Raw genomic sequence first — 11,380 nt, 5'->3', positions numbered from 1 at the left:
GCTCTCCCCATCGAAGAGAGGGGAAAGCCGTGATTCACCAGCCCTTGCATCGCGCCGCTTATACTGGCGCGATCCAGCCAGGGACGAGCGTCGCAGCGTGAATTCGCCACTGCCACTCCGCATCCATCCACGTTCGACACCCGTTCGGGACGCGCGCTAGTGCCGCTCACGCTCACCCCCGAAATGATCCTGGTGCTCGGGCTGGTGGGCTTCACCATGCTGATGCTGGTGCTGGAGTGGATCCGCGCCGACATGGTGGCGCTGCTGGTGGTGGTGGTGATCGGCCTCACCGGGGTGATCCCCTCCGACCGCGTGTTCAACGGCTTCGCCGGCAACGCGGTGATCGCGATCATCGCGATCATGATCATGGGCGAGGGGCTGGATCGCGCCGGCGTGCTCAACCTCACCGCGCACATGGTGATGCGGCTGGCCAAGGGCATGGAGTCGCGCCTGGGCCTGGTCATCAACATCATGGCCAGCCTGTTTTCGGCGGTAATCCCCAGCCAGGCGCTGGCGGCGCTGATGATCCCGGTGTCCAGCCGACTGTCCGCGCGCACCGGCGTGCCGTTGTCGAAGCTGCTGCTGCCGATGGCGTTCTGCATCCTCACCGCCACCAACACCACGCTGATCGCGAACTCGCCGCTGATCGTACTGAACGACCTGATCGCCAGCGCGAACGCGAACCTGCTGCCCGGCGCTCACACCATCCCGAAGTTCGGCCTGTTCAGCGTCACCCCGGCCGGTCTCGCACTGGCCGCGGTGGGCGTGGCGTACTTCTACTTCTTCGGCCGCAAGCTGCTGCCCGGCCACGAGGACGAGCGCCTGAAGGTGACGCCCGGGCGCACCGAGAGCTACTTCGCCGACACCTACGGCATCGTGGGCGAGACCGCCGAGCTCACCGTCACCGCCGAGAGCCCGCTGGTGGGCATGAGCATCGGCGAGGCCGAGCAGTTGCATGACGCGCCGATGATCCTGGCGATCAAGAGCGGCAACGAGGCACGCATGGCGCCGCCAGCCGACCATGTGATCTGGGTGGGTTCGGTGCTCGGCGTGCTGGGGCCGCGCGAGCAGCTCAACCGCTTCGCCAACAACCAGCTGTGCCGGCTGTCCACCCGCATGCGCCAGCTGACCGAACTGTTCAACCCCACCCGCGCGGGCATTTCCGAGGTGGTGATCCCGCCGGTGTCGCGCTTCATCAAGCACACCATCGGCGAGCTGCGCCTGCGCAAGCGCTTCGGCATCTCGGTGCTGGCGGTGAACCGCGGCGAGCAGGTGCTGCGCGACGACGTGCGCGCGGTGACGCTGCGCGCCGGCGACACCGTGGTGGTGCACAGTACCTGGCGCGACCTCTCGCTGGCCTCGGAAGACCGCGACCTGGTGGTGGTCACCGACATCCCGAAGGAGGAGCAGCGCCCCGGCAAGATCTGGCAGGCGGTGGGCTTCTTCGTGCTGGCCAAGTGCCTGGCGCTGTTCACCAACCTGGACCTTTCCGTCGCGATGATGTGCGGCGCCATCGGCATGCTGCTGTCCGGCGTGCTGAACATGGACGAGGCCTACAAGGCGATCAACTGGAAGACGATCTTCGTGACGGCGTGCCTCATTCCGCTGGGCTGGTCGATGGACGCCACCGGCACCGCCGCATGGCTGGCGCAATACGTGCTGCATTACCTTGGCCACGCCTCGCCGTGGGTGCTGCAGGCCACGCTGGCCGTGCTCACCCTGCTGTTCTCGCAGGTGATGTCCAACGTGGGCGCCACGGTGATGATGGTGCCGATCGCGATCTCGGTGGCGGTGGCCACCGGCGGCAACCCCTCGGCCTATGCGCTGATCGTGGCGGTGTCCTCCTCCAACACCTTCCTGCTCAGCTCCGGCCACCCCGCGCTGATGATGGTCACCGGCCCCGGCGGCTACAAAGGCAAGGACTTCCTGCGCGTGGGCGCGCCGCTGACGCTGGCGATGCTGATCGTCACCCTGGTGTCGATCAACCTGCTGTTCCGCTGAGGAGTGCGACCAAGAGCCTGTTTGATTCTGCGATCAAGGACGATCGCAAGGGACAAGCCACACCTCGCCGTCGCGCAGTTCCACCGCCAGCGCGCGCAGGTGTTCGCCGCGGCAGGGACCGGCCACGCAGACGCCGTCGCGGCGGTCGAAGCTGGCGCCGTGCACGGCGCAGATCAGCAGTTCGTCCTTGAGCAGGAACTGGCCCGGCGCGTAGTCCAGCCGGCGGCCGGCGTGCGGGCAGACGTTGAGCCAGGCGCGCACCGTGTCGCCGCGGCGATCGACGATCACGCTCTCGCCGGCCAGCGCGGCCACGTTCTCGATCGCGGTGGCGCCGCCGTCGGGAATCGCGTCCAGCCGGCACAGCAGCGAGATAGGTGAAATGGTGTCCATCGGCACTTGTCCTACGGGCCGGATGGCCTCATCGTTGCACGCGTAAGTCCTTGATTTTAGCACACGGATTTTTAACACATGCGCCTTCATCTGCCCTCGCCTCGTCGCTCCCGCCACCCGCTGGTGCGCGCCCTGTCGCTGCTGATCGGCGTCGCCGTGCTGGGTGTGCTGCTGGTGTTCGGCCTGGCCGTGGCCGGCGTGTTGCTGATCGGTGGCGCCATCCTGCTGGCATGGCGCCAGTGGAAGCAGGCGCGCATGCCGCGGGCTGCAGCGAACACGCCGAACAAGCCTGCGCCGGACGTGCTGGAAGGCGAGTTCGTGGTGATCCGCCAGGGTCGCCCGGTCGCGCACTGAAGAACCTGCTCCAGCGCAGGATCCGGATGGTGCCCAGTGTCGCCCCGGCACAACATGGCGGCACGCAGCACCGGATGACGCCATGAACGCCCGCCCCGCTCCCCTCGCCGATACCCTCGAACGCGTGCGCGCCCGCATCGAGCGCGCCGACGCGGCGCCCACGCTCGATGCATTGGCGCAGTTCGCGCAACTGAGTCCCGGCCATCTGCAGCGCGCGTTCCGCCGCCGCTATGGCGTGAGTCCGGCCGAATACCATCGCGCCCGTCGCTTCGGCCAGTTCAAGGCGGCGCTGCAAGGCGGCGCGGCGGTCACCGACGCGGTGTACGAGGCCGGCTTCGGCTCCGGCAGCCGCGTTTACGAGCACAGCGACCGCCTGCTCGGCATGACCCCGGCCAGCTACCGCGCCGGCGGCGCGGGCGCCAGCATCCGCTACACCACCACCGCCACGCCGCTGGGCCGCCTGCTGGTGGCGGCCACCGCGCGTGGCATCTGCGCGGTGACCCTGGGTGCGGATGACGCCGAACTGGAGGCACGCCTCGCCGACGAATTCCCGCAGGCCGAGCGCGAGCGCGTGGACGCGGGCCGCGAGGAATGGCTGGATGCGGTGATCGCCCGCATCGCCAGCGATCTTGGCTGGAGCGAGGCCGCCGCACCCGCGCCGCCGCCGCTGGACGTGGCAGCCACCGCGTTCCAGTGGCGGGTATGGGATGCGCTGACGAAGATCCCCACGGGCGAGACGCGCAGCTACGGCGAACTGGCCGCCGCGATCGGCGCGCCGAAGGCTGCACGCGCGGTCGGGAACGCCTGCGGCAACAACCGGCTCGCCCTACTCGTGCCTTGCCACCGCGTGGTGCGCGAGGACGGCACGCCCGGCGGCTGGCGCTGGGGCGTGGAGCGCAAGCGCGAATTGCTGGCGCGCGAGCGGCGCTGCGCGAAACGCTAGCGGACACCTGCAGGAGCGCACCCTGTGCGCGAATGCTCTGCCGTTGATCGAAGCAAAAGCATTCGCGCCCAGGGTGCGCTCCTACACGACTCCCGCCTTGACGCTGCCTCAAGCCTGCCTTGCGGAAGACTCGCTACCGCAAGGCGGGCGCCTCCTGCATCATCCACGCTGTCGCCGTTCCCCCACGACGATGCGCGGCGGCGGTCGAAGTCCCGGATGGCTCCTTGCCGGTAGACTGCGCCGCGCGCAACACCCCTCTGCCGAGTCCCGTCATGAACGATGCCACCACCCTCGCCGCCAGCGGCGCGGGAAACGCCGCCGTCGACCGCTCCCGCCTGCTGGTGCCGCTGGGCCTGCTGGCGCTGTACGTGATCTGGGGCTCGACCTATCTCGGCATCCGTTTAGCGCTGGCGAGCTGGCCGCCGTTCCTTCTGGCCGGCGTGCGCTTCCTGATCGCCGGCACGCTGTTGTTCGGCTTCTTGCGCCTGCGCGGCGTGGCAGCGCCCACCGGGCGGCAGTGGCGCAACGCGGCGGTGGTCGGCGTGCTGCTGCTTGGTCTCGGCAACGGCTTGGTGTGCTTTGCCGAGGAGCGCGTGAGCTCGGGCATCGCCGCGGTGGCGGTGGCCAGCATGCCGCTGTTCGCCGCGCTGTTCGGCAGCTGGTACGGGCACCGGCCGAACCGGCGCGAGGCGCTGGGCCTGCTGGTCGGTTTCGCCGGCGTGATCGTGCTCAATCTCGGCGGCGACCTCTCCGGCTCGCGTATCGCCGCACTGGCGCTGCTGGTGGCCGCCGCGGCGTGGGCGTTCGGCTCGGTGTGGAGCAAGCAGCAGGACATGCCGGCCGGGCCGATGAACACCGCCGCGCAGATGCTGTGCGGCAGCGCGGCGCTGCTGCTGATGGGCCTCGGCCACGGCGAGCACCTGCCTGCGCATCCCGCGCTGCATGCGAACCTCGCGCTGGCCTATCTGGTGGTGGTGGGCTCGCTGATCGGCTTCAGCGCCTACCTCTACGTGCTCAAGCACGCGCGCCCCGTGCTCGCCACCAGCTACGCCTACGTAAACCCGCCGGTGGCCGTGCTGTTCGGCATGCTGCTGGCGGGCGAACACATCGGGCCGTTCGAACTCGCGGGCATGGCGGTGATCCTGCTCGGCGTGGCGGCGATCACGCTGGCGCGGCAGCGACGGCGCGCGTAAGGCTGCACCGCGCGCGAGCGCCCTCCAACAGACTGCATACCGTAGGTCGGGATTCATCCCGACACCAGTTCCTTGGCAAGCCCGGTCGGGATGAATCCCGACCTACGGGCCGAGATTTCGCCGCGCGTGCGCATCGACCTTGGTCGGCTTGCCCCGCGCGCCGGCCGCGCGCCACCATGCCCGCGGCATCGCATGAGAGGAAGTCGGGGCATGAACTCCACGAACGAAGGCTGGATGGCGCGCCTGGCGCTGCGCAGCGCGGCGTGGTCGGAGCGCTGGTTCCCCGATGCCTGGGTGTTCGCGGCGCTGGGCGTGGTGATCGTGGCGATCGCTGCGCTGGCCTTCGGCTCGACGCCGGTGGCCACGGTGAACGCGTTCGGCGATGGCTTCTGGAGCCTGATTCCGTTCACCATGCAGATGGCCTTCGTGGTGATCGGCGGCTACGTGGTGGCCACCGCGCCGGTGGTGGCGCGCTTCATCGACCTGCTGACGCGGGTGCCGAAGAGCGGCCGCGGCGCGATCTGCTACGTGGCGCTGGTGAGCATGCTGGCCTCGCTGCTGTCCTGGGGCTTCTCGCTGGTGTTCGGCGGCCTGCTGGTGCGCGCGCTGGCGCGGCGCGAGGATCTGCGCATGGATTACCGCGCGGCCGGCGCGGCGGCCTACCTGGGCCTGGGCGCGGTGTGGGCGATGGGCCTGTCCTCCTCGGCGGCGCAGTTGCAAGCGAACCCGGCGAGCATGCCACCGGGCCTGCTGGCGATCACCGGCGTGCTGCCGTTCACCAGCACGATCTTCCTGTGGCAGTCCTTCGCGCTCACCGCCTGCCTGATCGCGGCGTCGCTGCTGGTGTGCTGGCTCACCGCGCCATCGGACCGCAATGCGCGCACGGCGCACTATTTCGGCGTCAGCGAGGCGACGGCCGTGCCGGACCTGCCGCCACGCACGCGCCCCGGCGAGTGGCTGGAATACAGCCCGCTGCTCTCGGTGCTGATCGGCCTGCTGGGGCTGGGCTGGCTCGCGCACGAGTTCGCCACCAAGCAGGCGGTGAGCGCGATCGCCAGCCTCAACACCTACAACTTCCTGTTCCTCACCGTGGGCCTGCTGCTGCATTGGCGTCCGCGCAGCTTCCTGGACGCGGTGGCGCGTTCGGTGCCGAGCACCGCCGGCGTGCTGATCCAGTTTCCGTTGTACGGCGGCATCGCTGCCCTGCTCACCCACGCGCAGGGTGCGGGCGGCGTCACGCTGGCGCACCGGCTGTCGCAGCTGTTCGTGCACGTGGCCAGTACCGACAGCTTCCCCGCGGTGATGGGCGCCTACTCGGCCATCCTCGGTTTCTTCGTGCCGTCCGGCGGCGGCAAGTGGCTGGTGGAGGCGCCCTACGTGATGCAGGCGGCGAACGACCTGCACGTGCACCTGGGCTGGGCGGTGCAGGTCTACAACGCCGCCGAGGCGCTGCCCAACCTGATCAACCCGTTCTGGATGCTGCCCCTGCTGGGCGTGCTGGGCCTGAAGGCGCGCGACGTGGTGGGCTACACCTTCATGCAGCTCTTGGTGCATGTGCCGCTGGTGCTGGGGCTGCTGTGGCTGCTGGGGTTGACGCTGCAATACGTGCCACCGGTGATGCCGTAGAGCGCACCTTGTGCGCGAACGCTCTTCGTCAAGAGCCATTCGCGCACAGGGTGCGCTCCTACAGTCGCATCAGAGTTCGCGCAGCGCCGTGGTCACCGGTAGCCTCGCGGCGCGCACGGCGGGGAACAGGCCGCCGACGAAGCCGATCGCCAGCGCCCACTTCAGCCCCGTCCAGAGCAGCGCGGGCGTCACCGCCAGCTCGAAGCTGAGCTTGCCCACCGTGCCGGCGGCCAGGGTGGAGGCGCCGTAGCCATTGAAGACCAGCCAGGCCAGCGCGCCGCCGATGACGCCGCCGAGCAGGGCCAGCAGCATGGTCTCCAGCATCACCGCCACCACCACCGGCAGGCCGCGGAAGCCGATCGCGCGCAACGTGGCGATCTCGCGGGCGCGCGTGGCCACCGCGGCGAACATGGTGTTGAGCGCGCCGAACATCGCGCCGATCGCCATGATCAGGCCCACCGTGATGCCCATGATGCGGATCACCGTGCTCATGCCCTCGGACTGCTTGGCGTAGTAGGCGAGCGTGGTGTCGGTGTCCACCTTCAGCTGCGGGTTCGCCGCCAGTGCGGCCTTGAACGCGTCGAACGCCTGCGGATTGGCGAGCTTCGCCACGACCGAGGCGCGGCTGCTGCCGCGGCGGTAGGTGTCGGCGACCACGTTGGCATCGCCCCACACTTCCGAATCCATCGCGTCGCCGGAGGCGAATACACCGACCACGGTCCACAGCTGGCTGCCGAGGCGCACTTGGTGGCCGGGCACCAGGCCGGCGAATTGCTGCGCCGCGCCCTTGCCCACGTCCAGCTCGCGCATGCCCGGGTTGAACTTGCGCCCTTCGATGATCTTCACCTGCGGCCGCACCGCCCAGGCCTCGTCGCCCACGCCGCGCAGCTGCACGCTGCCCTCGTCGTCGGCGCTGCCGCCCTTCATCGGCAGGTTCGCGGCCACCACCAGTTCCGGCGAGGCCAGCGGCTGGCCCTTGGCGTCGCGCGCGATGCCGGGCGTCTGCACGATCTGCACGATGCTGTCGTGGTCGAGCACCGACATCACCTCGGAGGCCGAGGCGCCGCGCATCACGATGGCGGTGTCGGCGTTGCCGGTCTTGCGCAGCGTCTCGCTGTAGCCCTCGCCCATCGCCAGCAGCGCTACCAGCACGCCGACCACGCCGGCAATGCCGATCACGATCACCGCGGACGAACCCAGCCGCTGGCGCAGCGTGCTGATGCCCACGCCGGTGACCGAGGCGGCCTGCCGGCCGTGGCGGGTGAACGCCATCCACAGCGCGCCGAGCACCACCAGCGCCAGCACGACCGGCCACGGCAGCTTCACCCAGATCGCCAGCGCCACGGCCAGCGCGATCAGCAGGCCCAGATTGACGAAAAACCTTTTCATGGTGTTCTCCTCAGCGCCCGGCCAGCGCGTCGACGATATTGAGCCGCATCGCGCGCACTGCCGGCAGCGCGCCCACCAGCAAGCCGATCAGCACCATCAGCACCAGGCCCAGCACCCAGCTGCCGGCGCCCACGGTGGGCAGGTTGAGCATGCCACCGCTGTTCGCGCTGACGCCGGGGATCAGCACCGCGGCCAGCCCCAGGCCGAGCACGCCGCCGATCAGCAGCAGCAGCACCGATTCGGCCAGCACCATCGCCAGCACGCTGCGGCTGGAGAAGCCGATCGTCTTCAGTACCGCCAGCTCCGAGGTGCGCTCGCGCACCGCCTGCATCATGGTGTTGCCCGACAACAGCAGCAGGGTGAAGAACACCGCGCCCATGATCGAGCCCACGATCAGGCCGATGTCGGCGAGCTGCTTCATCCAGTTCGCGGTGGCGGCCTGCTCGGTCTGCGTGCGCGTCTCGTGGTCGGAGTTCGCCGACAGCGCGTCGATCGCCCGCGCCACGCGATCGGCCTGGTTCACGTCGGCCACGCGGGTGACGTACCAGCCCACGGTGCCGCGGTTGTACGGCGTGGTCTCGTCGAAATACTTCCAGTGCAGCAGGAACATCTGGTCGTAGAAGCCCGCGCTCTTCTTGTCCTTCGCGTGCATGATGCCGACGATGTCGAAGGTCCAGGTCTTGTTGCCGCTCTTGTCCGGGAAGATGGTGGACTGCAGCGGGATCTTGTCGCCCACTTTCCAGCCGAACTTCTTCGCCAGCGCCTCGCCAACCAGCGCACCGGTGCGCGTGTCGTCGAAGGTCTTGCGCTGCGCCGGGTCCACCGCGATCTCGGGGTAGAGGTCGAGATAGTTCGGCGCCACCGCGAAGCTGAAGACCTGGTTGTGCGGGTCCTGGTAGGCGCCGCCGAACCAGTTCGCGTAGGTCACCGCCTTCACGCCGGGCACCTGGGCGATGCGCGCGCCCAGCGCCTGCGGCAAGGTCTGGATGAAGGACAGCTTCGAGCCGGTCTGCAGGCGCTCGGCGCCGTTCGCGCTCTGCCCGGCCTGGTCGAACGAGGTGCGCACCGCGTCCAGCATGCCGAACAGCAGGAACGCCGCGACGATCGACACCAGGGTGAGGATGGTGCGGGTCTTGCGCCGGAACAGCGCGGCCCAGATGAGATGGAAGTATTTCATGGCGCCATCCTCAGGCCGTCGCTTGTTCGACGAGGGTGCCCTTGTCCAGATGCAGCGTGTGGTCCGCGTACTCGGCAGCCTTCGGATCATGGGTGACCATCACGATGGTCTTGCCGTGCTCGCGATTGAGCGTACGCAGCAAGCCCAGCACGTCCTCGGCGGATTGGCGGTCGAGGTCGCCGGTGGGCTCGTCGCAGACCAGCAAGGTGGGATCGGAGACGATCGCGCGGGCGATCGCCACGCGCTGTTGCTGGCCGCCGGACAGCTCGCTGGGCTTGTGCGAGGCGCGGTCCGCCAGCCCCACCAGCTGCAGCGCGATGGCCGCGTTCTTCTTGCGCTGCGCGCCGGAAAGCTTGGTGAGCAGCAGCGGCAGTTCCACGTTGCGCTGCGCGGACAGCATCGGCATCAGGTTGTAGAACTGGAACACGAAGCCGACGTTGGATGCGCGCCACTTCGCCAGCGCGCCGCCGCCGAGCTGGTCGATGCGCGAACCGGCCACGCCGATGCTGCCGGCGCTGGGCGTGTCGAGGCCGCCAATCAGGTTGAGCAAGGTGGTCTTGCCCGAGCCGGACGGCCCCATCAGCGCGAGGAAGTCGCCCTCGGCGATGTCGAGGTTGATGTGGTGCAGCACCTCGACCTTCTGCTTGCCGCGCTCGTAGACCTTGGAGAGGTCGCGGATCTGGATCAACGTGTCCATGGTGTGTCTCCGATGTGTGCCTGCATTTTTCGAGCCGGTAGGAGCGCACCCAGTGCGCGATGGCTTTTGCTTCGGTCAAGCGCTGGAACGATCGCGCACAGGGTGCGCTCCTGCAACAATCAGGGTTTCGCCGTTTCCGTCCGGACATCCGCGCCGTCGCGCAGCGCGGCCGGCGGCGTCAGCACCACCGCGTCGCCGGCCTGCAGCGCGTCCGGGATCAGCTTCATGTCGCCGTAGTTTTGCGCCGCCGGCTGCACCGCGCGCAGCTGCGCCTTGCCGCCGGCGACCACGAACACCACGCTGCGGCCGTCACGCTGCGCGATCGCCTTGGCCGGCACCAGCACGCCCTTCGGCGCTTGCGCCACGGCCGTGGCCTTCTGTTCGAGGAAGGACACCCGCACGCCCATGTCGGGCACGATGCGTGCGTCCTTCTTTTCCAGTGCCACGCGCACCTTCACCGTGGCCTTGCCGCGGTCCGCGGCGGGCACGATGGCGATCACGTGGGCGGGGATCTTCCAGTCCGGGTAGGCGTCCAGCACCGCCTCGGCGGGCATGTCCGGCTTCACGCGGCCGATGTAGGCCTCGTTGACGTCCACGTCTACCTCCAGCGAATCCATGTCGACGATCGTGCCGATGCCGGTGCGGGTGAAGCCGCCGCCGGCGGAGAACGGCGAGACGATCTCGCCCACCTGGGCGTCCTTGGTGGTGATCACGCCGTCGAACGGCGCGCGGATCACGCAGTAGTCGAAATTGACCTGCGCCTCGACCACTTGCGCATCGGCCGCGGCCACCTGTTTCTGCTGCGACACCAGCTGCGCGCGCGTGCTGTCGACCAGGGTTCGCGCCTGTTCGGCCGTCTGTTTCGGCACCAGCCCCTGCGCGGCCAGCGACTGCTGGCGCGTCGCGTCGCGCTCGTTCTGCGCCAGCTGCGCCTGGTATTGCGCCACCAGTGCGTGCGCCGCGGCGGCCTGCGCCTTCGCCACGTCCAGCGCGGCCTTGTAGGCGCTGTCGTCCAGCCGGGCCAGCACCTGGCCCTTCTTCACGTGGTCGCCTTCCTCGATCAGCACCGCGGTGAGCGTGCCGGTGATTTGCGCCGACACCGTGGCCTGCCGCCGTGCGGTGACGTAGCCGGTGGCCTGCAGCACCGCGCCGGCACCGGGATCGCTGGCCGGCGACACCGCGGTGGCGGTCTGCACCTCGATCGCACGATGACTCATCGCCCACCATGCGCCGGCACCAGCCAGCGCCAGCAGCAGCACGATCGCCAGCACGATCCACGGCCAGCGCACGGGACCTTGGCGATGGTCGTCGCGCTGGTCCTTGTCGATACGCAATTCCTTCAGCAACTCGGCCTGGCTCACCGTCATCCCCGTGACTCCATGATGCGCAATACCGTAGCGGCGGCCGGGCCTCCAGGGCCATGGGCGCTTATCAGCCATCGACGATGACAGATGTCATCCCGTCCGCGCAATCGACGGAAATGGCTTCACCCATACCGCGGAAATTGGCCTTGCCGCGTTGCCGGCCAAAGCATCGACAGACCACACGGCCGCGTCGGCAAACTCGACGGCGAACGGGCTTCGCGCGACTTCGGTCACGCATCACCCCGC

Annotated in this window: 10 protein-coding genes; 5 read left to right on the top strand and 5 right to left on the bottom strand. The window is 69.1% G+C overall.

What is annotated here, in order from left to right:
* Positions 1-183: 183 nt before the first annotated feature.
* Complete coding sequence (locus B0E52_RS14785; RefSeq protein ID WP_077485066.1) at positions 184-2,001, top strand: SLC13 family permease; 1,818 nt, start codon at positions 184-186, stop codon at positions 1,999-2,001.
* Positions 2,002-2,034: 33 nt separating this feature from the next.
* Here B0E52_RS14785 and B0E52_RS14780 read toward each other — a convergent pair whose 3' ends face one another.
* The gene (locus tag B0E52_RS14780) at positions 2,035-2,391 is read right to left on the bottom strand and encodes a Rieske (2Fe-2S) protein (protein WP_077485056.1); all 357 of its coding nucleotides are present in this window, start codon (positions 2,389-2,391) and stop codon (positions 2,035-2,037) included.
* 78 nt (positions 2,392-2,469) lie between these two features.
* Here B0E52_RS14780 and B0E52_RS14775 point away from each other — a divergent pair, with 78 nt between their 5' ends.
* The 4 genes from B0E52_RS14775 (at position 2,470) to B0E52_RS14760 (ending at position 6,507) form a co-directional block, all read left to right on the top strand.
* On the top strand, positions 2,470-2,745 hold the full coding sequence (locus tag B0E52_RS14775) for a hypothetical protein (protein ID WP_077485054.1): 276 nt from the start codon (positions 2,470-2,472) through the stop codon (positions 2,743-2,745).
* 82 nt (positions 2,746-2,827) lie between these two features.
* Positions 2,828-3,688 carry a methylated-DNA--[protein]-cysteine S-methyltransferase gene (locus B0E52_RS14770; protein ID WP_077485052.1) on the top strand — a complete coding sequence of 287 codons (861 nt, stop codon included), beginning with the start codon at positions 2,828-2,830 and terminating at the stop codon, positions 3,686-3,688.
* A gap of 272 nt (positions 3,689-3,960) precedes the next feature.
* Entirely contained in the window at positions 3,961-4,881 is a 921-nt protein-coding gene (yedA, locus tag B0E52_RS14765) for a drug/metabolite exporter YedA (protein WP_077485050.1), read from the top strand.
* A 234-nt stretch (positions 4,882-5,115) separates the two neighbouring features.
* Positions 5,116-6,507: a TIGR00366 family protein gene (locus B0E52_RS14760; RefSeq protein ID WP_077485064.1), complete on the top strand. Its 1,392-nt coding sequence runs from the start codon at positions 5,116-5,118 to the stop codon at positions 6,505-6,507.
* Positions 6,508-6,576: 69 nt separating this feature from the next.
* Here B0E52_RS14760 and B0E52_RS14755 read toward each other — a convergent pair whose 3' ends face one another.
* The 4 genes from B0E52_RS14755 to B0E52_RS14740 form a co-directional block, all read right to left on the bottom strand.
* Entirely contained in the window at positions 6,577-7,896 is a 1,320-nt protein-coding gene (locus B0E52_RS14755; RefSeq protein WP_077485048.1) for an ABC transporter permease, read from the bottom strand.
* Between the two features lie 10 nt (positions 7,897-7,906).
* Complete coding sequence (locus B0E52_RS14750; RefSeq protein ID WP_077485046.1) at positions 7,907-9,073, bottom strand: ABC transporter permease; 1,167 nt, start codon at positions 9,071-9,073, stop codon at positions 7,907-7,909.
* A gap of 10 nt (positions 9,074-9,083) precedes the next feature.
* Positions 9,084-9,770 (bottom strand): ABC transporter ATP-binding protein, encoded by a 687-nt coding sequence (locus B0E52_RS14745; protein ID WP_077485044.1) that lies wholly within the window; start codon positions 9,768-9,770, stop codon positions 9,084-9,086.
* A 119-nt stretch (positions 9,771-9,889) separates the two neighbouring features.
* Positions 9,890-11,137 (bottom strand): efflux RND transporter periplasmic adaptor subunit, encoded by a 1,248-nt coding sequence (locus tag B0E52_RS14740; protein ID WP_077485042.1) that lies wholly within the window; start codon positions 11,135-11,137, stop codon positions 9,890-9,892.
* Between the last annotated feature and the right edge of the window lie 243 nt (positions 11,138-11,380).

This window comes from Rhodanobacter sp. C06, from assembly GCF_002001105.1.
GTDB lineage: Bacteria > Pseudomonadota > Gammaproteobacteria > Xanthomonadales > Rhodanobacteraceae > Rhodanobacter_A.
This window is presented reverse-complemented; position numbering and strand designations above follow the sequence as displayed.

Excerpts from the sequence above, each read along its gene's own strand:
- B0E52_RS14785 (WP_077485066.1), top strand. The coding sequence starts at position 184 with ATGATCCTGGTGCTCGGGCTGGTGGGCTTCACCATGCTGATGCTGGTG.
- B0E52_RS14780 (WP_077485056.1), bottom strand. The coding sequence starts at position 2,391 with ATGGACACCATTTCACCTATCTCGCTGCTGTGCCGGCTGGACGCGATT.
- B0E52_RS14775 (WP_077485054.1), top strand. The coding sequence starts at position 2,470 with ATGCGCCTTCATCTGCCCTCGCCTCGTCGCTCCCGCCACCCGCTGGTG.
- B0E52_RS14770 (WP_077485052.1), top strand. The coding sequence starts at position 2,828 with ATGAACGCCCGCCCCGCTCCCCTCGCCGATACCCTCGAACGCGTGCGC.
- yedA (WP_077485050.1), top strand. The coding sequence starts at position 3,961 with ATGAACGATGCCACCACCCTCGCCGCCAGCGGCGCGGGAAACGCCGCC.
- B0E52_RS14760 (WP_077485064.1), top strand. The coding sequence starts at position 5,116 with ATGGCGCGCCTGGCGCTGCGCAGCGCGGCGTGGTCGGAGCGCTGGTTC.
- B0E52_RS14755 (WP_077485048.1), bottom strand. The coding sequence starts at position 7,896 with ATGAAAAGGTTTTTCGTCAATCTGGGCCTGCTGATCGCGCTGGCCGTG.
- B0E52_RS14750 (WP_077485046.1), bottom strand. The coding sequence starts at position 9,073 with ATGAAATACTTCCATCTCATCTGGGCCGCGCTGTTCCGGCGCAAGACC.
- B0E52_RS14745 (WP_077485044.1), bottom strand. The coding sequence starts at position 9,770 with ATGGACACGTTGATCCAGATCCGCGACCTCTCCAAGGTCTACGAGCGC.
- B0E52_RS14740 (WP_077485042.1), bottom strand. The coding sequence starts at position 11,137 with ATGACGGTGAGCCAGGCCGAGTTGCTGAAGGAATTGCGTATCGACAAG.